Here is a 20,857-nt window from a genome sequence, read left to right as displayed (position 1 = left end):
CCCCGTAAGCGATCCGGCCTCAGGCGTCCGGAGCCTCGCCGACGTCGGCTTCCGGCGCGATCTCGTCATCGCCCTCGCCGCTGTCGGCCAGGCGGTCGACGGAGACCACGTGCTCGTCGACGCCCGTGCGGAAGATGATCACGCCCGAGGTGTTGCGGCCGACCATCCGGACCTGGCTGACCGGCGTCCGGATCAGCTGGCCCTGGTCGGTGACGAGAAGGATCTGGTCGCTGTCGTCGACCGGGAAGGAGGCCGTCAGGCGTCCTCCCCGCTTGGTCAGGTCCTGGGCGAGCAGGCCCTGCCCGCCGCGGCCGGTCCGGCGGAACTCGTAGGCCGAGGTCCGCTTGCCGTAACCCTCGGTGGAGACGGTGAGGATCACCTCTTCCGCCGCTCCGAGCTGGGCGAAGCGTTCGAGCGAAAGCGCAGCGTCGCCGGCCGCTTCTTCCTCGTCGTCCGCCGTCGCGACATCCTCGACGTCCTCGCCCTCGCCGCTCATGGCGCGGCGGTTGGCGTTGGCCTGCTTCACATAGGCGGCGCGCTCATCGGCGGTCGCATCGACGGACCGCAGGATCGCCATGGAGATGACCGTGTCGCCCTCCGCCAGGCGAATGCCTCGCACCCCCGTCGAATCGCGGCCGGCGAAGACCCGCACGTCGTCCACCGCAAAACGGATGCAGCGGCCCAGGGCGGTGGTCAGCAGGATATCGTTCTGCTCGGCGTTGCAGACCCCGACGCCGACGATCGAATCGCCTTCGTCCAGCTTCATCGCAATCTTGCCGTTGCGCTTGATGCCGATGAAGTCGCTGAGCTTGTTGCGGCGGACGTTCCCCGAACGGGTGGCGAACATCACGTCGTACTGGTCCCAGGTCGCCTCGTCTTCCGGCAGCGGCAGGATCGAGGTGATGCTCTCGCCGGGCTCGATGGGAAGCAGGTTCACGAAGGCCTTGCCACGCGACGTGGGGGTTCCCACCGGCAGGCGCCAAACCTTGAGCTGGTAGGCCTTGCCGCCCGAGGAGAAGAACAGCATCGGCGTGTGCGTATTGGCCGAGAACACCCGGGTGACGGCGTCCTCTTCCTTCGTCTGCATCCCCGAACGGCCCTTGCCGCCCCGGTGCTGGGTCCGATAGGTCGCGAGCGGCGTACGCTTCACATAGCCGCCGTGGGTCACGGTGATCACCATGTCCTCGCGGGGGATGAGATCCTCGTCCTCGACGTCGGCGTCGCCTTCGACGATTTCCGTGCGGCGCGGCACGGCGAAGTTGGTGCGAACCTCCACCAGCTCCTCGCGGACGATGCCCATGACCCGCTCGCGCGAGGCCAGGATGTCGAGGTAGCCCTGGATCGAGGCCGCGAGCGTGCGGGCCTCGCCGAAGATTTCGTCGCGGCCGAGACCCGTGAGGCGCGAGAGGGTCAGCGCCAGGATGGCGCGAGCCTGTTCGTCGGTCAGCCGGATCTGCGAGCCGTCGATCACCAAGGTGCGCGGATCGGCGATCAGCTCGACCAGCGGCAGCATGTCGCCCGCCGGCCAGTCGCGCGCGACCAGCCGCTCGCGGGCCTCGCTGGGGTCCTTGGACGAGCGGATGATCTGAATGAAGTCGTCGATGTTGGCGACGGCGATGGCCAGGCCGACCAAGACGTGACCGCGGTCGCGGGCCTTGGAGAGTTCGTACTTGGTCCGGCGGACGACCACTTCCTCGCGGAAATCCACGAAGGCCGTGACCATGTCGCGCAGGCCCATCTGCAGGGGCCGGCCGCGGTTCAGCGCCAGCATGTTGACCCCGAACGAGGTCTGCAGCGGCGTGAAGCGGTAGAGTTGGTTCAGCAGCACCTCGGCCGAGGCGTCGCGCTTCATCTCGATGACGATGCGCATGCCCTGGCGGTCGCTTTCGTCGCGCAGGTCGGAGATGCCCTCGATGCGCTTCTCGCGCACCAGTTCGGCGATGCGCTCGACCAGTCCGGCCTTGTTGAGCTGGTAGGGGATCGAGGTGATGACAATCGCCTCACGATCCTTGCGGATCTCCTCGACGCTCGCCTCGCCGCGCATGATCACCGAGCCGCGGCCGGTCATCAGGGCGTTGCGCGCGCCGCTCCGGCCGATGATCTGGCCGCCGGTGGGGAAGTCCGGCCCAGGGACGATATCCAGCAGTTCGTCGAGGGTGACTTCGGGATTGTCGACATAGGCCAGGCAGGCGTCGATGATCTCGCCGAGATTGTGCGGCGGGATGTTGGTGGCCATGCCGACGGCGATGCCGCCGGCGCCGTTGACGAGCAGGTTGGGGACGCGCGAAGGCAGCACCACCGGCTCGCGTTCGGAGCCGTCATAGTTGTCCTTGAAGTCGACCGTGTCCTTGTCGAGGTCCGCCAGGATCGCCATGGCGGCCTTGGTCATGCGGCTCTCGGTGTAGCGCATGGCCGCCGGCGGGTCGTTGTCCACCGAGCCGAAGTTGCCCTGACCGTCGATCAGCAGCAGGCCCATGGAAAAGGGCTGCGCCATCCGTACCAAGGTGTCGTAGATCGCGACGTCGCCGTGCGGGTGATACTTACCCATGACGTCGCCGACCACGCGGGCGGACTTCACATAGCTGCGGTCCGGCGTGTGGCCCTGCTCGTTCATCGAGAACAGGATTCGTCGGTGCACGGGCTTGAGCCCGTCGCGGACGTCAGGCAGCGCGCGGCTGACAATGACGCTCATGGCGTAGTCGAGGTACGAGCGCTTCAGCTCATCCTCAATGGCGATAGGGGCGATGGCCCCGCGCCGATCGTCCGGTGGGTTCGTAGGATCAGTCAAAGGTGGGATTTGCCGTTAGAATCGGACTGGTTATGAAGGGTCGTTGTTAGCATTTCGAAGGCGGGCGCCACAACTCTCGCGCGGGTGCGCAGGGCGATGGGCCTGAAGGTCTCCTTATCATGCCGCTCAAGCCCGGCGAGCCCGCCCCCTGGTTCCGCGGCGTCACGCCGTCCAACCCGGAATTCACGTTCGAGAGCGTGGCGGGACGTTACATCCTCCTGGCCTTCCTGCCCATGGCCGACGGCGCACGCCTTGAGGCGCTGAAGGCGCTGGCGGCCCGCCAGGCGATGTTCGACGACGCGCGGCTCTCCACCTTCGCGATCATCCGCGACGCCCAGACCGCGGCGGGGGCCCGGGACATGACCGGCCTGCGCTGGGTCATCGACCTGGAGGGAAAGGTCAGCGCCCAGTTCGCGCCCGCCGGCGAAGCGCCGCCGACCTGGATGGTGCTCGACCCGACGCTTCGGCTGCTGCGCAGCTTCGAGCTGGCCGAGGCGCCGGCCCTGTTCGACTACCTGACCGCCCTGCCCCCGGTCGCCGAGCACGCCGGCGTCGCGGCGCACGCGCCGATCCTGATCGCGCCACGGATCTTCGAGCCCGAGCTGTGCGAGAGGCTGATCGGCCTGCACGCAGAGACCACGGGGCAGTTGACGGGGGTGATGCGCGACCGCGGCGACCGCACCCACTATGTCATGGACGAGCTGAAGAGCCGCCGCGACGTACTGGTCAGCGATCCCGCCCTGGTCGCCGAGATTCGCGAGCGGCTGGAAAAGCGGCTGTTCCCACTGGTCGAAACCGCCTTCAGCTTCCGGGCCACCCGGATCGAACGCTATCTGGTCAGCTGCTACGCCGCCGACGACGGCGGAGTCTTCCACGCCCACCGCGACAACACCACCTACGGCACCGCGCACCGCAAGTTCGCCGGCTCGATCAATCTCAACGACGGCTTCGAGGGCGGCGACCTCCGGTTCCCGGAGTTCGGCCCGACCGTCTATCGGCCGCCGGTCGGCGCGGCTTGCGTCTTCGCCTGCGGCCTGCTGCACGAGGCCACGCGGGTCACGGCGGGGCGCCGCTACGCCTTCCTGCCCTTCTTCTACGACGAAGCGGGCGCGGAGGTCCTGGCGGCCTACCGGACGCGGACGGGCGTCGGGGCGCCCGAGGCATGAACAGAAAAACCCTCGGACGTTGAGCCGCGGTTCATATGCGGTGCGTCATAGTCCTCTACGAACTCCAGCATGAGACCCATGAAAGCGATCCTCCCCCTCCTGGCCGCGGCGGCGCTCGCCGCCCCGGCCGCCGCCCAGCCGTCGCAGCCGGACAGCACGATCCTGCCGGGCTACTGGGAATCGACCAACCGGCTGCTCTCGCCAATCCGCACGAGCAAGGTCGAGCGCCGCTGCATCACCCCCGCCGACGTGGAGAAGTTCCTCGCCGGGCCAAGCAACCGTCACTACGACTGCAGCTATCCGTCGAAGGTGATCGACAACGGGGTGATCCGGATGGCGGGAACCTGCGTCAAGCGCAAGGGCGGCGGCGGCAAGATCAAGGTCGCCGGCGAAGGGGCTTATACCCAGACCAGCTTCAACATCACCGCGACCATCGCCACCGAAATCGCCGGCATCCCGTTGAGCGGCCGCGCCTCGACCGAGGCGCGCCGCATCGCCGACAGCTGCCCGACGCCGCCGCCGGTCTGACGTCGGTCGCTAGACCTCCTGGATCCCGGCGACCTTAGCCGGCTCGCTGAGCGTCGCGCCGACGTCGAGCACCAAGGCCAGCGCCCGGCTCATGTCCGGCAGTTCGTAGGGCTTGGGCAGGATGATGAACTCGCGACCGACATTCTCGGCGTTCTGGCTGTAGCCGGTCGTCAGAAGGATCGGCAGCTCCGGCCATTCGCCCCGCACGCGCCGCGCCAGCGCCAGTCCGTCCATCGCCCCGGCCATGACGATGTCGCTGAACAGCACGTCCGGCCGGGCGCCCTCCTGAAGCGCTCCGAGCGCCGCTTCGGCGCTGGACACCACCTGCGGCCGGCCGCCGAGCTGCTCCAGCAGCGCCGCGGCGGTTTCAGCCACGATCGGGTTGTCCTCCACCACCAGCACGCGGAGCCCGTGCGGCAGACCGGTCACGACCTTCGGCGCGTCCTCGGCGGGCGGCTTGCGGCTGCGCGGCAGATAGAGGGTGAAGGTCGCGCCGCGCCCGAGTTCGCTCTTGACCGTGCTGCGGCCGCCTGACTGCTCCACGAAGCCATAGACCTGCGACAGGCCGAGCCCGGTTCCGCGGGAGACGTCCTTGGTCGTGAAAAAGGGCTCGAAGACGCGAGCCAGGATGTCCGGCGGAATGCCGACGCCGCTGTCGAGCACCGTCAGCGCCACGAACTCGCCCGCGAGCTCGGCGTCCACCTCGCCGGGCTTCAGCTTCGCATTGCGCGCCGACACCACCAGGGTTCCGCCGTTGGGCATGGCGTCGCGGGCGTTCACGGCGAGGTTCAGCAGCGCCAGCTCCAGCTCGCCCGGGTCCACCTCCACCGGCCAGACGGTCTCCGGCAGGTCCAGCTGCAGCTCGACCGCCTCGCCGAGGCTGGCGTCCAGCAGTTCGCGGAAGTTCGACGCCCGCTCGGCAAGGGACAGCACCACCGGGTTGAGCCGCTGGCGACGGGCGAAGGCCAACAGCTGGCGGGTCAGGTCCTGTCCGCGCTTGGTCGAGACCTCGATCGCGTCCAGCGCCCGGGCCGCGCGCTCGTCATCGCCGATCTTCCGGCGCAACAGCTGGGCCTGGCCGCTGACCACCATCAAGAGATTGTTGAAATCGTGCGCCACCCCGCCGGTCAGCTGGCCAATGGCCTCCATCTTCTGCGTCTGGGCGAGACGGTCGTGGGCCGTCTGCAGTTCGATCTGCGCCTGGCGGCGCTCGGTGACGTCGCGGGTGACCTTGGCGAAGCCGACCAGATCGCCCTTCGGGTCGCGGATGGCGTCCAGCACGACGTTGGCCCAGAACAGGCTGCCGTCCTTGCGCCTCCGCCAGCCCTCGGCCTCGTAGCGGCCGTGCTCGATGGCCGCCTGCAGCGCCTTCATCGGCGCGCCCGCGGCGCGGTCGCCTTCGGTGTAGAAGACGCTGACGTGCTGGCCGATGATTTCGTCGGCCGTATAGCCCTTGATATGCTGGGCGCCGAGGTTCCAGTGGGTGACCACGCCGTTCGGGTCGAGCATGACCAGGGCATAGTCGACGACGCCCGCCACCAGCGTGCGGAACTGCCGCTCGCTCTGGGCCAGGGCCTCCTGGGCCGCCTTTCGCTCGGAGATGTCGCGGGTGATCTTGGCGAAGCCGATGTGACGCCCGTCGTCGTCGTGGATCGGGTCGATCACCACCGAAGCCCAGAAGCGGCTTCCGTCCTTGCGCAGCCGCCAGCCTTCGCTCTCCCAGCGCCCCTCTTCGAGGGCGAGCTTGAGGGCCCGCGCCGGGACCCCGTCGCGACGGTCTTCCCGGGTGTAGAAGACGCTGAAGTGCTGGCCCACGATCTCGTAGGCGCGGTAGCCCTTGGCCCGCTCGGCGCCACGGTTCCAGTTGGTCACCACGCCGTTCACGTCGAGCATGTAGATGGCGTAGTCGATGACGCCTTCGACCAGGTAGCGGAACCGCCGCTCGCTCTCGAGCAGCTCCTGCTGCGCGGCGCGCTGGCCGGTCATGTCGCGGGTGACGCTGGCGAAACCTGAAATCTGCCCGTCGTCGCCACGGATGGCGTGCACCGAGGCCATCGCCCAGAAGCGGCCGCCGTCCTTACGCGCCCGCCAGCCCGCGCTCTCGATGCGGCCGTCCGCGCGGGCGCGCGCCAGGACGCGTTCCGGAAGGTCGGCGCGCTGGTCCTCGAGCGCGAAGAGGCGGGCGAACGACTCCCCCTCGACTTCCTCCCGCCGCCAGCCATGGATCCGCTCGGCCGCAGGGCTCCACGTCATCACGCGTCCCTCGACGTCGAGCCTGTAGATGGCGAAGTCGCCGACCGCCTCGACCAGTTGTTGGAAGGTCTCCTTGGATCGGGACGTCACCGCCAAATCTCCCTGCGAAGCGTGAACACGGCCGCCCTGCTCCGCCAGCGCGATGGCCCCAGCCTCGTCAGCACCGATGAAAATCCCCCATCACCCATCACTTAAAAACGCCACACTCCCGACTTGTTTCCCGCTGTCGTTCGATAGCTAAGCTTGCCCTATTGGAGGGGGTGTGCCGACCAACACGTCAATGTCGTTAACAATATTTCCGGCTCGGACAGGAAATTGGCGTTGGTTTTCGTCGACAGACGACGATCGCGGGGTTCGCGCGAGACGTCCGCTCGCGGATCATGCGGGGATGTTGGCGCGCGACTCAGTCTTCCAGGGCCATCTCTTCGGCCGCACGCGATAGTCGGCGGCGCGGGGTCGTTTCGCCGGCCCGGGTCAGGACCGCGGCGAGGCCCTGCTGTTCGGCGAACGCCCAGGCGCGCGCCTCGCCCATGACCACCAGGGCCGTCGCCAAGGCGTCGGCGGCGGCTCCGCTTCGGTGCAGCACAGTGGCGGCGAGTACGGTCTCGTCCACCGGCGCGCCGGTGGCGGCGTCCAGCGTGTGGCTGTAGCGCCGGCCGCCGTGCTCGAAGTGACGCCGGGCGCCGCCCGAGGTGGCGATGGCGATCCCGCAGGCGGCGATGAGCAGCGGCGCGTCCTCACCGCCAGAGGGATGCTCCAGCGCGACCCACCAGGGCCGGCTGTCGGGCTTGATCCCGCAACCGCGCACCTCGCCGCCGACCTCCAGCAGATAGGAGCCGACGCCGAGCGCCTCGATCGCCGCGGCGGCGCGGTCGAGGGCGTAGCCCTTGGCGATCCCGCAGAGGTCGAGCGACAGGCCGCCGGGCTGGCCAAGCCAGCGGCCGTCGAGCTGCAGATGCCTCCAGCCGACCAGTCGCAGCGCCAGGGCGACCGCGGTCGGATCCGGCGGCCCGCCGGTGAAAGGCGCGGGCCCGAAGCCCCAGAGGTCGGTCAGCCGCCCCAGCGTCGGATCGTAGGCGCCCTGGGTCTCCCGGGCGATCTCCAGCGCCGCCGCGAGCGTTTCGGCGAACTCCACGGGCAACTCATGAACGGTGGACGCCTGCGCCCGGTTGAACCGGACCAGGGCCGAATCCTGCCGCCAGGGGCTCATCTGCGCCTCCACCCGGTCCAGGGCCTGCTGGATGGCGGCGTGCACGACATCGAGCGCCACGTCCGCGGCTGCGATCTTCACCGACCAGCCGGCGCCCATGCTGAAGCCTGAAAGCGCCCGAACCGCCGCGCCGCGCGGCCGTGGCGGGAGGCGCGACATCGGCGGGACCAGAACCCGGACCACGGGACTAGCGGACCGTCAGGCTGACCGCGCCAAGCTCGGCCTCACCCGCCGCGCGCGCCGTCTGGCCGCGCGGCGAGGGCCAGGCGAGCGGCAGGCGCAGGCTCTCGCGGCCGCCCGCCTCGCGCGCGGCTTCGACGACCACGGCGTACTGTCCGGGCGGCAGGGCCGCGAGAACGGCTGAGCTGCCCTTGACGCGGGTTCGTTGCGGCCCCGGCGCGCGCGTCGGTCCCGAGACCGCGTCCGCCGAGACCCCCTGCTCACGGCCGATCTTGCGCCACCACTGGCGAAGCTCCTTCAGGTAGCGTTCGCCGCGATCGCCACTGTCCGTCTCGTACCAGGTCGCCAGGGTGCCCACCGGCGTCTGGTCGGTGCGCTCCAGCCAGACGGCGACGTAGGGCCGGTGATATTCGGCCGCCGCCTGACGCGGCAGGTCGATCTGCAGCACCAGGTCGGCGGCGGCGGCGGGCGACGCCGCCGCGGCGGCGAGCGAGCCCAGGGTGACGAGCCGGAAGGTCGAGCGCATCGGATAGCTCCTTACGTCGGATGCCAAGGCGAAGACTGGGAGCAGGTTCCGTAGGGGCGCCCGGCCTTAGCCTGGTCAGTCGTCGTCCTTCGGGATGGGGTCGTCGGCGCCGACCGCGCCGTCCTTGTTGGTGTCGTGCCGGGCGAACATCATCCAGCCGGAGTGGTCGAACTCGGGCGGGGTGATCTTGCCGGACTTGTCGCTGTCCAGGATGCCGAAGCGGACCTCGACCTGGCGCATCTCGCGCACCCGCTGCTCCTCCCGCCGCTCCGCCGGCAGGGTCGGCAGCTTGGCGGCGAGGCGCGTCTTGAAGTCTTCGACGTATTCCTCACGCGTCAGCCCGCCGTCGTGGTTGGCGTCCATCCGGGCGAACTCCTGCGCCCGGCCCGCGGAGAACTCGTCCTTGGAGACCTTGCCGTCCGCATTGCGGTCCTGCTCCCGGATGAAGGTGTCGCGGTTGTGCGAGGCGGCGTGGGCCTGGCCGGCGAGGCCCGCCAGCGTCAGCGCCGCACCGGCGGCGATCAGTTTTCTAAACAAGGCGGTCTCCTATCGGACGGCTTCGAACGTCAGGGCGTAGGTCAGGCTGCGGCCGGGCTGGCCGTCGACCGGCGCGATACGGTAGCGCGTCATGGCGAGATAGGCCCCAGGGCGCCCCGCCTTCAAGGCGAACCGGCCGGCGGCGTCGGCGACGATCTCCTGGGGCTTGTCGCCGTCGGCGTCCGCGTCGGCGCGGACCAGCAGGATCTTCTGTCCGGGCAGGGGTCGGCCGTCGAGCAGGGCTTCGAAGCGGGCCTCCTGGTCCACCGAGATGCTGTTCGGGTGCGTCAGCGGGTGCAGCTCCAGGCCGCGGCCAAGCGGCGCAAGCGCGACCTGGTTCGGCGCGCCGCGGCTGACGTAGGTCTCGGCGGTGGTGATGCTCTGCATGTCCGCCGGGACGACGCCGGCCGGAACCGGCTTGCCAGGCTCGAGGAACACCCAGTCCTCGCCCTTGCGGATCACCTTGGACATGCGCCCAGCCCGCGCGCCGCTGCTGAAGCGCCAGGTGCCCTGCCCCTCGACCGGCGCCTCGAGCACGGTGAGGTCGCGGAAGTAGCTCGGCGTCAGCGGCCGCGTCGCGCCGGTCGGGTCGGTCACGTGGAAGTGCTCGGACTTCATCACCACGTCGGGGATGAACGGATGCTCGGTGAAGGACGCCTGCAGCGTGACATGGTCGCGTCCGCTGAGGTCGAAACCGTTCGGCAGCAGATAGGGCGAATGCGCCTGCGCCCCGCCGGCGACCGCGAGCGCCGCCCCTAGAACCATCAGCCTCAGCATTTTTCGACGCATCTCCCTAGAGTCTCGAATCGCAAATGCGATGCAGTCGCATGTTAGCTTGACGATCTGCCCGCTCAACTCATAGTGAAGTTGATATTGCGAACGACTCGCATTTGCAAGACACTTTGGGGCAAGACATGACCGGGCGGTTCCGCGCAATCCTGATCACCACGACGGCGCTCGCGGCCCTGCCGCTCGGGGCTTCGGCCCACGCGGCCGAGACCGCCAGCGCCGAGGCGGCCGCCCTGCTGGACGGCGTCACCATCACAGCGACCCGCTCGGAAAAGCGCCTCGACGAGGCGCCCGCGACCGTAACGGTGATCAGCCACGAGCGCATCGAGGACGAACTCGCCACCGACATCAAGGACCTGGTGCGTTACGAGGCCGGGGTCTCGGTGCGCAACAACCCGGCGCGGTTCACGGCGGCCGGGTCCTCGACGGGACGCGACGGCAACAGCGGCTTCAACATCCGCGGCATCGAAGGCAACCGGGTGCTGATCCTGGTCGATGGCGTGCGCGCGCCCGACGCCTACAGCTTCGGCGCCCAGTCCATGGGACGCGGCGACTATCTGGACCTGGAGACGATGAAGAGCGTCGAGATCCTGCGCGGCCCGGCCTCGGCCCTCTATGGCAGCGACGGCGTGGCCGGCGCCGTCAGCTTCGTCACCAAGGATCCCGCCGACTATCTGACGGCCGCCAAGCCCTGGGCCTTCGAGACCCGCCTCGCCTACGCCTCGGCCGACGAGAGCTGGGCGAAGTCGGCGACCGCGGCCGGCCGCAGCGGTCCCTGGAGCGGGCTGCTCAGCTACACCCGCCGCGACGGGTCCGAGCAGGAGAACCAGGGCTCGAGCGGCGCGCGCAACGCCACGCGGACCAAGCCCAACCCCCAGGACATCGTTTCCAACGCCGTGCTGGCGAAGCTGGTCTTCGCGCCCGACGCGCACAGCACCGTGCGGTTCACCGTCGAGCACGACGAGCGCAAGATGGACGCCGAGGTGCTGAGCGCGATCGCCGCGCCGCCCCTCGCCTCGACCAGCGTGCTTGGTCTGATCGCCCAGGATTCCCTGCGACGCGACCGGGCCAGCCTCGACTACCGCTACCGCGGCGACGGCTGGGTCCGCGAGGCCCACGCCGCCGCCTACTGGCAGCAGTCGAAAACCAACCAATTCTCCGCCGAGGACCGCAACACCGCCGCCGACCGCACCCGCATCGGCGTCTTCGACACCCGCGTGGTCGGCGTCAGCCTCGACGCCCGCAGCCGGCTGACCACCGCAGGCCTGGACCACGAGCTGGTCTACGGCGCCGACTATTCCGTCACCCGCCAGGAGGGCCTGCGCGGCGGGACCGTCCCCCCGGCCGGCGAGACCTTTCCGACCCGCGCCTTCCCGACCACCGACTTCACCCTGGCCGGCGTCTTCCTGCAGGACGAGATCGGCTTCCTCGGCGGTCGGCTGAAGGCCTACCCGGCCCTGCGCTACGACCACTACGAGCTGGAGCCGAAGACCGGCGACCCGCTGTTCACCGGCGCCGCGCCCGCCAGCCAGAGCAAGTCCCACGTCTCGCCGAAGCTCGGCCTGGTGCTGCAGGCGACGCCGTCGGTCGGGCTCTTCGCGAACTACGCCGAAGGCTTCAAGGCGCCCGCCCCGAACCAGGTGAACAACGGCTTCGCCAACCTGGTCTCCAACTACCGCTCGATCTCCAATCCGAGCCTGCGGCCCGAGACCAGCCAAACCTACGAGGGCGGCGTGCGCCTGCGCGGCGACCGCTGGTCGGCGAGCGCGACGGCCTTCTCGGGCGAGTACAAGAACTTCATCAGCCAGGTGCTGGTGGCCGGAAACTTCACCGCCGCCAATCCCGGGCTCTACCAATTCGTCAATCTCGCGCGGGTGAAGATCCACGGGCTGGAAGGCCGCGCCCAGGCCGACCTCGGCGGCGGCTTCCGGCTGAACCTCGCCGCGGCCTACGCCAAGGGCTCGTCGCAGAGCGGCGGGGTCAAGACGCCGCTCGACAGCGTCGATCCGGTGAAGGTGGTCGCCGGCCTCGCCTGGCGGGATTCCGAGGGACGGTTCGGCGGCCAGCTGATCGCCACCCATTCCGAGGGCAAGGCCCAGAGCCGGGCCGGCGGGACCTGCACCGGCGGCTGCTTCACGCCGTCGGCCTTCACCCTGCTCGACGCCACCGCCTATTGGAACCTGACACCGACCGTGAAGCTCCGCGCGGGCGTCTTCAACATCACCGACAAGAAATACTGGTGGTGGAGCGACGTGCGCGGCCTCGCCCAGACCTCGACCATCCTCGACGCCTACAGCCAGCCGGGCCGCAACCTCGCCGTCTCTCTCGCGGCGCGGTTCTGAAACCGCCCCGGCCCGGTCCAGGGCTGCGCCGGGCAGCCTTGCATCGGCCGGCCGCGGCGCCCACCTAGGCTGCAGGCGTCACTATGAAAACCTCCCCGCGCATGACAATGACCGGCGTCCCATTGGGCGGACCCCTGCCGGTCGACATCCTCAGCCCCAATCTGGAGCTGATCGCCGCCTTCGCCTCACCGCTCGAAGCCTATCGTTACGCCGCCCTGATCTATCAGCCGCAGTTCGTGCCCAGGCTTCGCCGCGCCCAGGACGGCGCGATCATCGTGTTTCGGCCGCAGGCGGGGGTGTCGGCGCTGACCGCCTGGCTCGAGGCGGCCTAAGGCGGTCGCTCAGAGGCCGATCCAGTCGTGGGAAGGCTCTCCCGCGGCTCGGATCGGGTTGGCGCTCAGCAGGACAAAGCCGTCCGGCGCGCCGTCTCCGTCGATATCCACCTCCACACGCTGGTCGGTCACCGTTTGGGTCTGGGTCTGAGGCTGCGCCTGCGTCCGCGGATCCAGGTGGGTCTCGCTGGTCTGCGAAACGCTGGTCACCACCCTCCCGTTGACCGTGACCAGGCGGTCGCCGTCGGCTGGGCGGAAGTCCATGACCACGCCCAGAAGGGTCTGCGGGCGATCCATGACCGCAGGCGCCTGGATGACGAAGGTGTCCGCGCCCGATCCGCCGATCGCCACCACCTCGCCGGTCAGCTCGATGCGGTCGTCGCCCTGGCCGCCGTTCAGGCTGTCGCGTCCGCCGCCCCCGGTCAGGGTGTCGTTTCCGGCGTCGCCCTGCAGTCGCTCCGCGCCCGGGCCGCCTGCGAGATGATCGTCTCCGGCGGTTCCATGGACATCCGCCCAGGGCCCGTCCCTGGCGGCGACCTGCGGATCCGGGCGGATCGGCCCCGCGGACGGAGGCGAAGCCGTGATCGATGGCGGTTCGTTCGACGTCGGAACCAGGTCCTGAACCGGCGCGACCGCAGAGCGCCCGCCTGCGCCCTGCGGGGCGGGATCCACGTGCGAAGGCGACGACGCGGGCGCCGGCTCGACCGACGGCTGCGAGACCAAGGCGCCGGCGGCCGGCGTCGCCTCTGTCGCTGCGGCGAGCGCGGCCTGCGCGACAGGGTGCGTCGGCGCCTCGGATTGCGCCGGCGGCGGACTGGGGGCGACCAGAGCGGCCGGGGCGGATCCGTGAATCTCCTTGTCCAGGACCGCGACCGCCAGCAGCACCGCCAGCAGGGACTGGCCTTCGCGGCCGGCGCGGTTGAAGGCCACCACCACGCCGTCCTCGTGCGTCCTCAGCCACTCGCGCAGGGTGGAGTAGAGGTCGGCGCCTTCGGCCAGCGTGTCCTCCAGCGGGAAGTGGGCCACGAACCGTTCGCCGATCCGCGCGACATGGACCAGCACCTCGCCGTCGGGGTCCTTCACGACGCACCAGGGATCGCCCGCGTCGCTGGTTCCGAACGCCAGCTCGAGGCCCTCGCCGCCGCCACCGCCGCCGACGCTGTCCGCCAGGGCTTCCAGCCGCGCCCGCTCCGCGGGCGTCCATTGGCCGTCCTCACGGATCCGGTGAAGAAAGGGAAGAAGTTCGCCCACGACCCGACGCCCCGCGCTTTCCGGTTAGGCCGTCGCCCGGCTCTGGGCGCCGCCGGCCCCGAAGAGCAGGCGGTAGAGCTCGGGCTCGTAGTATTCCAAAAGCGTCTTGGCGAATTCGGACGGATCCAGTCCCAGCGCCTCGGCCCAGGCGGCCTGGGTCTCGATCGGCAACCGGCCGACCCCGCCCTCAACCTGCGACACGAAGGTGTAGTAGCGCAGCCCCACCTGCTCGGCGAGCTGGGCCTGGGTGAGGCCCGCAGCCTCGCGCGCCGCCTTCAGCCAACGTCCGGCCTGGGTGCGCAGAACCTTGGTCTGGGCCGCCTTCGCCGGATCGGGCGCGGATCGCGACATCGCTGCTCCTCACGCGCCGGCTTGCCAGCGCACCGTCGACTACAGTAATTACTGAACTAGCATCAAATCGACGCTGGAGCGCTTTCGATACCATGGCGCTCCACGGGGGAAAAGCTATGAAGCGCCTGTTCCTGTCCGCGGCCTTGGCGCCGCTGATCCTTCCCGACATGGCCCAGTGCGAGATCGTCATCTCCACGGCCACCACTACGCCGGTGAGGACCTCCACCGTCGCCTCCGGCCAGCCGGACAGCATCACCATCGACACGGCGGGCTCGATCAAGCCTGCGGCGGCGGGCGCGGCGGTCATCCTGGACGCGGTCGGCCGCGCGGTGACCAACAAGGGCGCCATCGCCTTCGACGGCGTGAACGGCGCGACGGGGGTTCTGCTGGTCGGCGGCGCCGGCGGCGGTTTCGTCAACAGCGGACAGATCAGCCTGACGGAGACCTTTGCGCCAACCGACGCCGACAAGGACGGCGACCTCGACGGCGCGTTCGCGCAGGGCTCCGGACGCTACGGCCTGCGCGCCGTGGGCCCGGGCGTCTTCACGGGCGACGTCCGCAACGCCGGGACGATCACGGTCAAGGGCTCGGACTCCGCCGGGATCTCGCTGGAGACCATGATCTCCGGTTCGGTGACCAGCAGCGGCGCGATCTCGGTGCTGGGGGACCGGACCAAGGGCCTGGCGGCGACGAGCGTGACCGGCGACGTCCGCATCACCGGGGCCGTGAGCGTACAGGGCGAAGGCGCCGTCGGCGTCGCGCTCGGGGATGTCGGCGGCGCGGTGGTGCTGCAGAGCAGCGTCACGGCCACGGGCTATCGCGACAGCCAGAGATTGGCGGACGCCGCGCGCGCCAAGCTCGACGCCGACGACCTGAAGCAGGGCGGCGGCGCGGTGCGCATCACCGGCGGGGTCGCCAAGGGCGTACTGCTCGACCGCGCGCCGGCCGACAAGGATCCCGACGACGCCGACGAGGACAAGGACGGGGTTCCGGATGCGCAGGAAGGCGCAGCCATCCTGACGGCCTTCGGATCGGCCCCGGCGCTCGACCTCGGCGGCGCCCAGGCGACGGCCCTGGGCGCGGTCGGTTCGGGCGACCTGGCGTTCGGACTGGTCAACAAGGGTCAGGTGCTGGCGCGCGGTCTGAACGACGGCGTGGCCGCCACAGCCCTGCGGGTGGGCCAGGACGGCGGCGGCGTGGTCACCGTCCAGGGCGGGATCAACAACCTCGGCGGAACAATCGACGCGGCGAGCTTCGGCGCCCAGTCCACGGCCCTGCTGGTCAACCCGAACGCCGTCGTCGCAACCTTGCGAAACTCTGGCGCGATCACAGCGACGCAGACGGGCGGCCAGCAGGACGCGCGCGCCATCGTCGACCGGTCGGGGAGCCTGACGCGGATCGACAACTCCGGCGTCATCCGCGCCACCATCGTCGGAACGTCCGGCCAGACGTCCGCCGGCCGGGCGGTGGCCATCGATCTGTCGGCCAACACTTCGGGCGCGCTCGTCCGGCAGGCGAAGGTCGTCGACGCCGACCAGCCGGAGATCACCGGCGACGTCCGGTTCGGCGCCGGAAACGACCGCCTGGAGCTGCTCGCCGGCAAGCTCACCGGCGACCTGACGTTCGGGGCCGGCGCCGACAGCCTGGTGATCGACGGATCGGCCCAGGTCTCGGGTCGGCTCAGCGACAGCGACGGCCGGCTCGACATCGATCTTCGCAACGGCCGGCTGGCGGCGAGCAATATCGAGACCGTCCGCCTCACCGGCCTCAACGTCGGGGCCAAGGGCGTGCTGGCGGTGACGGTCGATGCGGAGGCGAACGCCTTCACCCGGTTCGAAGTCGCCGGCCAGGCCAGCCTGGCGGACGGGGCGAAGGTGGACGTCGCCCTGAAGTCCCTGGTCCGGGGCGCGAAGTCGTTCGAGATCCTGCACGCACAAACTCTACAGGCCGGCCAGGCGGCGACCGCCCTAGACGGCGCGCCCTTCCTCTATCAGGCCAGCCTGCGGACCGAGGTCCAGGCCGGGTCGGTCTACCTGGACCTGCGCCCGAAGACCGCCGCCGAGATCGGGCTGAACCGGTCCGGCGCCCAGGCCTACGCCGCGGTCTTCGACGTCCTGGACCGCAACCCCGCGATCGAGGCCGCCGTCCTCGCCCAGACCACGCAGGCGGGCTTCACAGGACTCTACGACCAGATGCTGCCGGACCACTCCGGCGGCGCGCTGATGTCGGCCGCGGCCATCTCCAGCGCCATCTCGTCCGCCACGGCCGCGCCGATGAGCACGGGCCAGGCCGGAACCGGAGTCTGGGCCCAGGAGATCACCTTCGGCCTGCGGCGTGACCGCGACCAGGCGCAGGGGTACAAGGCCGACGGCTTCGGCCTCGCCGCCGGCATGGACCTGCTGGGCGATCGCCATGCGCTCGGCCTGACCGCCAGCCTGGTGACCGCCGACTACAAGGATCGCGGCGCGGCCGCCGGCGAGCAGGTCTCGATGAACCTGGCGAGCGGCGGGCTCTACTGGCGTCTCAACAATGGCCCTCTGCAGGCTCAGGCGCGCGCCGGCCTCGGCTACGTCTGGTTCACGAGCAAGCGGCGGCTGGTGGGTCCCGACCTGTCGCTGGAGACCAAGTCCGACTGGACCGGCTGGACCGCCGACGCCCATGCCGGAGCGTCCTACGCCCTTCGCCTCGGCGCCTTCTCCGCCCGCCCCGAGGTCTCGGTCGACTTCGTCCGCCTGAGCGAAAGCGGCCACCGCGAGCGCGGCGGCGGCGCGGGGTTCGACCTTGCCCTCGACGACCGACAAGGCAGGCTTCTGACCGGCGAAGCGACGTTGGCCTTGGGCGCACGCTTCGGCGACGAGACCAGCTGGTCGCCCGAGCTCAAGATCGGTTGGCGCGAGCGGCTGGCCGGCGACGCTGGCCGCACCACGGCGCGGTTCGAGACTGGCGCCCCCTTCACCCTTGATCCCGAGGCGCCCTTCGACAACGCGGTCGTCGCGCGCCTGGGCCTGCGCATCGAATCCTCCGGCCTGCTGTTCGCCCTCGACGGCGGCGGCAGCTTCGAGGAGGCCTACAGGGAATACGACGTGCGGGCTCTGATCCGCTGGCAGTTCTAAGCCGCTTGACGAGCGTACAGTTTTAACTAGACTATGAATTGCCTTAGTGCACCCGTCGCCCGGACCGGCAGAGCCTGCGATGCCCCGGTTCCCTTCATCGCAGCCGGCCCGGGCGCCGGACCCTGAATGACGCGCACGCCGCCACTCCAGCGTGCGCGCGGAACATCTCGCCACCCCATGCGTTTTAGTCAGCTTTGAGCGATTTCGGGGGGCGAGGCGTGATCGGTGTTGAACTGTAGCTTGGAGCGCCCCGCGTTCCTCGACCACCCCGGCGAGATGGCGCGCCGCATCGCCGGTCACGACTGGTCGCGCACCCTCGGCCCGATCTCCAGCTGGCCGACGAGCCTGCGGACCACCGTCGGGCTGATCATCCGGTCGGCCACGCCCATGATTCTGCTGTGGGGCGCCGACGGCGTCATGATCTACAACGACGCCTATGCGGCGCTCGCCGGGGACCGGAATGAGAGCCTGCTGGGCATCGGGTTGCACGAGGGCTGGCCCGAGATCGCCGACTTCAACGACCACGTGATGCGCGTGGTCCTCTCTGGCCAGACGCTGGCCTATCGCGACCAGGAACACACCTTTTATCGCTCCGGCCGGCACGAACAGGTGTGGTTGAACCTCGACTATTCGCCGGCGATCGACGACTCCGGCCGGCCGGCCGGCGTGATCGCCGTGGTCGTCGAAACCACCGAGCGGGTCGCCGCAGAGCGCCGGGCCGACGCCGAACGTCAGCGCCAGTTGCGAATGTTGCGGCAGACGCCGGGGTTCGCCGCGGTCGTGACTGGACCCGATTTCGTCTACGAGTTCGTCAACCAGGCCTTTGTCGCCATCTCCAGGCGTACGGACTTCATCGGCCGGCGATTGCGCGATGTCTTTCCGGATATCGCCGGACAGGGCTTCTTCGAGCTGCTGGACCGGGTCTGGCGGACCGGCGAGGCGGTGGTGTCGCGCGGCATGGAGGTCCGGCTGCACGGCGAGGAGACGCCGCAGTACATCGACTTCGTCCTCCAGCCGATCAGCGACGACGGGACGATCACCGGCATCTTCATTGGCGGCTATGAGGTCACCGACGCCTACCGGGCCAATGCGGCGCTTCGCGAAAGCGAAGCGCGGCTACGGCTCGCGCTCGAGGCCTCCGACATTGGCGCGTTTGTCTGGTATCCCGACGCCGATCGCGCCGAGGCTGATCCCCGCGCCCTGGCGATCTTCGACCTGCCGCCGGAGGCCGAGAAATCGCTGGCCTCGGCGCTCGCCGAGCGCATCCATCCGGAGGACGGGCCGATGTACGCCGCGTCCGTGGCCCATGCGCTCGAACCGTCCGGGGAGGGTCGCCTGCAGGCCCGAATGCGGATTCGGCTCACCGACGGATCGCTGCGATGGGTGGCTGTCACTGCACAGACCGAATTCGCCGCCGCGCCGCGCCGGGCGATCCGGCTGGTGGGCGCCGTGCGCGACATCACCGAGGCGGAACTGGCTGAGGAGGCGCTTCGCGCCAGCGAGACGCGCTACCGCACCCTGTTCGAGGCGATCGAGGTGGGCTTCTGCCTGATCGACATGATTTTCGACGAGGACGGCGATCCCGTGGACTACGCCTTCGTCGAGGCCAATCCGGCCTTCGAGCGCCAGGCCGGATTCGTCCATGTCAGCGGACGGCGGATGCGCGAGATCGTGCCCGATCACGAACCCCACTGGTTCGACCTCTACGGGCGCGTGGCGACAACCGGCGAGAGCGCGCGTGTCGAGGCCGGCTCCGGGTCGCTTGGCCGCTGGTGGGATGTCCACGCCTTCAAGGTCGGCGGCCCGGCGAGCCGCCGCGTCGCGGTGCTGTGCAGCGACGCGACCGCACGCTACCGCAATGAGCTGGCGCTGCGCGAGCTCAACGACACCCTGGAGCGGCGGGTGGCCGAGGCGCTTGCTGAGCGCAAGGTCCTGGCGGACATCGTCGAGGGCACCGACGCTCTCATGCTCATGGTGGACGCGGACGGCCGCTGGCTGGCGGTGAATCGTGCCGCCGCTGACGAGTTCGAGCGGGTCTATGGCGCGCGTCCAGTGATCGGCCAGCCCATGGCCGAGGCGTTCCAAGGCGAGCCGGAAGCCATCGCCGGCCTAGAGGCGCTCTGGGCGCGCGCGTTCGCGGGCGAAGTCTTCACCGAGACGGGCTCCCTCCCCCCCGCGGGGCGCGATGAACGCTTCTACGAGATGAAGTTCAGCCCCTTGCGCGACGCCGAAGGCCGCGTGATCGGCGCCTACCAGTTCGTCTACGACATCACCGAACGCCATCGCGAGCAGGCGCGGCTCGCCCTGGCGGAAGAACAGCTCCGCCAATCCCGGAAGATGGAGGCGATGGGCCAGCTGACCGGCGGCGTCGCCCACGACTTCAACAACCTGCTCACGCCCATCGTCGGTTCGCTGGACATCCTGCAGCGCCGAGGCGTCGGCGGCGAGCGCGAGCAGCGGCTGATCGCCGGGGCCATGCAGTCGGCCGAACGGGCCAAGACCCTGGTCCAGCGGCTGCTGGCCTTCGCGCGGCGCCAGCCGCTGCAGCCCACCGCCGTCGATGTCGGCGCGCTCGTGAAAGGCATGGCCGACCTGGTCGCCAGCACCTCGGGACCGCAGATCAAGGTGACGGTGGAGGTCGCCCCGGACATGCCGCCGGCGAGGGCCGATCCGAACCAGCTGGAGATGGCGCTATTGAACCTCAGCGTGAACGCGCGCGACGCCATGCCCGACGGCGGACATTTGCGCATCAGCGCGTCGGCTGAAGACGTCGGGACGGCGCATCACACCCAACTGCCGCCGGGCCGCTACGTCCGCCTCTCCGTCGCCGACGACGGCGAGGGTATGGACGAGGCGACGTTGGCCCGCGCGGTGGAGCCCTTCTTCTCGACCAAGGGGCTCGGCAAGGGCACCGGTCTGGGGCTTTCGATGGTGCACGGCCTGGCGCTGCAGCTCGGCGGCGCAATGACGATCCACGCCCGTCGCGGCCTGGGCACGAACGTCGAGCTCTGGCTTCCGCCCAGCACCGACGCAGTGGCCGCGCCGCTCAGCGCCCCGGCGGCGGAAGGCCCGGTGCTCAACGGCGTGGCCCTGCTCGTCGACGACGAGGACCTCGTGCGCGCCAGCACGTCGGAGATGCTGCAGGAGCTCGGCTATTCGGTGCTGCAGGCCAGCTCCGCCGAGGAGGCTCTGCGGAAGGTCAATGCCGGGCTGCGGCCGAACGTGCTGGTGACCGACCACCTGATGCCCGGCATGTCGGGCGTCCAGCTCGCCCGCGCGCTGCAGAACACCCTGCCCGGCCTGCCGGTGCTGATCGTCTCGGGCTATGCCGAGCTGGAAGGGATCGACCCGGACCTGGCGCGGCTGACCAAACCGTTCCGCAACGACGACCTCGCCGCCAGCCTCGTACGGCTGCTGTCCAAGCCGGCCGGCGACGCCACGCCGAACGCCTGACGCCGACGCGCGGCGCGCATCTACCCCGGGCAAGGCCC

General features: G+C 70.0%; 14 protein-coding genes. 6 read left to right on the top strand and 8 right to left on the bottom strand.

The window, feature by feature from the left end:
- Window positions 1–19: 19 nt before the first annotated feature.
- Window positions 20–2,788, bottom strand: coding sequence for a DNA gyrase subunit A (gene gyrA / locus ACSQ2B_RS02285; RefSeq protein WP_436046981.1), 2,769 nt, complete (start codon window positions 2,786–2,788; stop codon window positions 20–22).
- 119 nt (window positions 2,789–2,907) lie between these two features.
- On the opposite strand from gyrA, the gene ACSQ2B_RS02280 reads away from it, so the two are divergent.
- On the top strand, window positions 2,908–3,954 hold the full coding sequence (locus ACSQ2B_RS02280; protein WP_436046980.1) for a 2OG-Fe(II) oxygenase: 1,047 nt from the start codon (window positions 2,908–2,910) through the stop codon (window positions 3,952–3,954).
- 78 nt (window positions 3,955–4,032) lie between these two features.
- Window positions 4,033–4,482, top strand: coding sequence for a DUF3617 domain-containing protein (locus ACSQ2B_RS02275; protein WP_436046978.1), 450 nt, complete (start codon window positions 4,033–4,035; stop codon window positions 4,480–4,482).
- 9 nt (window positions 4,483–4,491) lie between these two features.
- Here ACSQ2B_RS02275 and ACSQ2B_RS02270 read toward each other — a convergent pair whose 3' ends face one another.
- From ACSQ2B_RS02270 to ACSQ2B_RS02250, 5 genes are all read right to left on the bottom strand, one after another.
- The gene (locus ACSQ2B_RS02270) at window positions 4,492–6,825 is read right to left on the bottom strand and encodes a PAS domain S-box protein (protein WP_436046976.1); all 2,334 of its coding nucleotides are present in this window, start codon (window positions 6,823–6,825) and stop codon (window positions 4,492–4,494) included.
- Window positions 6,826–7,138: 313 nt separating this feature from the next.
- On the bottom strand, window positions 7,139–8,104 hold the full coding sequence (locus ACSQ2B_RS02265) for an FAD:protein FMN transferase (RefSeq protein ID WP_436046975.1): 966 nt from the start codon (window positions 8,102–8,104) through the stop codon (window positions 7,139–7,141).
- A 28-nt stretch (window positions 8,105–8,132) separates the two neighbouring features.
- Window positions 8,133–8,651, bottom strand: coding sequence for a DUF2271 domain-containing protein (locus tag ACSQ2B_RS02260; protein WP_436046974.1), 519 nt, complete (start codon window positions 8,649–8,651; stop codon window positions 8,133–8,135).
- A 75-nt stretch (window positions 8,652–8,726) separates the two neighbouring features.
- Window positions 8,727–9,188 carry an EF-hand domain-containing protein gene (locus ACSQ2B_RS02255; RefSeq protein ID WP_436046972.1) on the bottom strand — a complete coding sequence of 154 codons (462 nt, stop codon included), beginning with the start codon at window positions 9,186–9,188 and terminating at the stop codon, window positions 8,727–8,729.
- A 9-nt stretch (window positions 9,189–9,197) separates the two neighbouring features.
- Window positions 9,198–9,965, bottom strand: a complete 768-nt coding sequence (locus tag ACSQ2B_RS02250) for a DUF4198 domain-containing protein (RefSeq protein ID WP_436046971.1) — start codon at window positions 9,963–9,965, stop codon at window positions 9,198–9,200.
- Window positions 9,966–10,102: 137 nt separating this feature from the next.
- Here ACSQ2B_RS02250 and ACSQ2B_RS02245 point away from each other — a divergent pair, with 137 nt between their 5' ends.
- Together ACSQ2B_RS02245 and ACSQ2B_RS02240 are read left to right on the top strand one after the other, a co-directional pair.
- On the top strand, window positions 10,103–12,319 hold the full coding sequence (locus tag ACSQ2B_RS02245; protein ID WP_436046969.1) for a TonB-dependent hemoglobin/transferrin/lactoferrin family receptor: 2,217 nt from the start codon (window positions 10,103–10,105) through the stop codon (window positions 12,317–12,319).
- Window positions 12,320–12,402: 83 nt separating this feature from the next.
- Complete coding sequence (locus ACSQ2B_RS02240; protein ID WP_436046967.1) at window positions 12,403–12,651, top strand: hypothetical protein; 249 nt, start codon at window positions 12,403–12,405, stop codon at window positions 12,649–12,651.
- Window positions 12,652–12,660: 9 nt separating this feature from the next.
- Here the strand turns inward: ACSQ2B_RS02240 and ACSQ2B_RS02235 are convergent, their stop codons facing one another.
- Together ACSQ2B_RS02235 and ACSQ2B_RS02230 are read right to left on the bottom strand one after the other, a co-directional pair.
- The gene (locus ACSQ2B_RS02235; RefSeq protein WP_436046965.1) at window positions 12,661–13,902 is read right to left on the bottom strand and encodes a hypothetical protein; all 1,242 of its coding nucleotides are present in this window, start codon (window positions 13,900–13,902) and stop codon (window positions 12,661–12,663) included.
- A gap of 24 nt (window positions 13,903–13,926) precedes the next feature.
- Window positions 13,927–14,253: a helix-turn-helix domain-containing protein gene (locus tag ACSQ2B_RS02230; protein WP_436046963.1), complete on the bottom strand. Its 327-nt coding sequence runs from the start codon at window positions 14,251–14,253 to the stop codon at window positions 13,927–13,929.
- 116 nt (window positions 14,254–14,369) lie between these two features.
- Between ACSQ2B_RS02230 and ACSQ2B_RS02225 the strand changes: the two genes are divergently transcribed.
- Both ACSQ2B_RS02225 and ACSQ2B_RS02220 read left to right on the top strand, forming a co-directional pair.
- A complete protein-coding gene (locus ACSQ2B_RS02225) occupies window positions 14,370–17,366 on the top strand; it encodes an autotransporter outer membrane beta-barrel domain-containing protein (protein WP_436046961.1) in 2,997 nt (998 codons plus the stop codon).
- 240 nt (window positions 17,367–17,606) lie between these two features.
- Window positions 17,607–20,819, top strand: a complete 3,213-nt coding sequence (locus tag ACSQ2B_RS02220) for a PAS domain-containing protein (RefSeq protein WP_436046959.1) — start codon at window positions 17,607–17,609, stop codon at window positions 20,817–20,819.
- Window positions 20,820–20,857: the final 38 nt, after the last annotated feature.

This window comes from Phenylobacterium sp. LjRoot225 (assembly GCF_964252855.1).
Classification (GTDB): domain Bacteria; phylum Pseudomonadota; class Alphaproteobacteria; order Caulobacterales; family Caulobacteraceae; genus Phenylobacterium.
The sequence above is the reverse complement of the archived record's forward strand: the minus strand, read 5'-3'. Positions and strand labels throughout refer to the sequence as shown.

Excerpts from the sequence above, each read along its gene's own strand:
- ACSQ2B_RS02280 (WP_436046980.1), top strand. The coding sequence starts at position 2,908 with ATGCCGCTCAAGCCCGGCGAGCCCGCCCCCTGGTTCCGCGGCGTCACG.
- ACSQ2B_RS02275 (WP_436046978.1), top strand. The coding sequence starts at position 4,033 with ATGAAAGCGATCCTCCCCCTCCTGGCCGCGGCGGCGCTCGCCGCCCCG.
- ACSQ2B_RS02265 (WP_436046975.1), bottom strand. The coding sequence starts at position 8,104 with ATGTCGCGCCTCCCGCCACGGCCGCGCGGCGCGGCGGTTCGGGCGCTT.
- ACSQ2B_RS02260 (WP_436046974.1), bottom strand. The coding sequence starts at position 8,651 with ATGCGCTCGACCTTCCGGCTCGTCACCCTGGGCTCGCTCGCCGCCGCG.
- ACSQ2B_RS02250 (WP_436046971.1), bottom strand. The coding sequence starts at position 9,965 with ATGCTGAGGCTGATGGTTCTAGGGGCGGCGCTCGCGGTCGCCGGCGGG.
- ACSQ2B_RS02245 (WP_436046969.1), top strand. The coding sequence starts at position 10,103 with ATGACCGGGCGGTTCCGCGCAATCCTGATCACCACGACGGCGCTCGCG.
- ACSQ2B_RS02240 (WP_436046967.1), top strand. The coding sequence starts at position 12,403 with ATGAAAACCTCCCCGCGCATGACAATGACCGGCGTCCCATTGGGCGGA.
- ACSQ2B_RS02230 (WP_436046963.1), bottom strand. The coding sequence starts at position 14,253 with ATGTCGCGATCCGCGCCCGATCCGGCGAAGGCGGCCCAGACCAAGGTT.
- ACSQ2B_RS02225 (WP_436046961.1), top strand. The coding sequence starts at position 14,370 with ATGAAGCGCCTGTTCCTGTCCGCGGCCTTGGCGCCGCTGATCCTTCCC.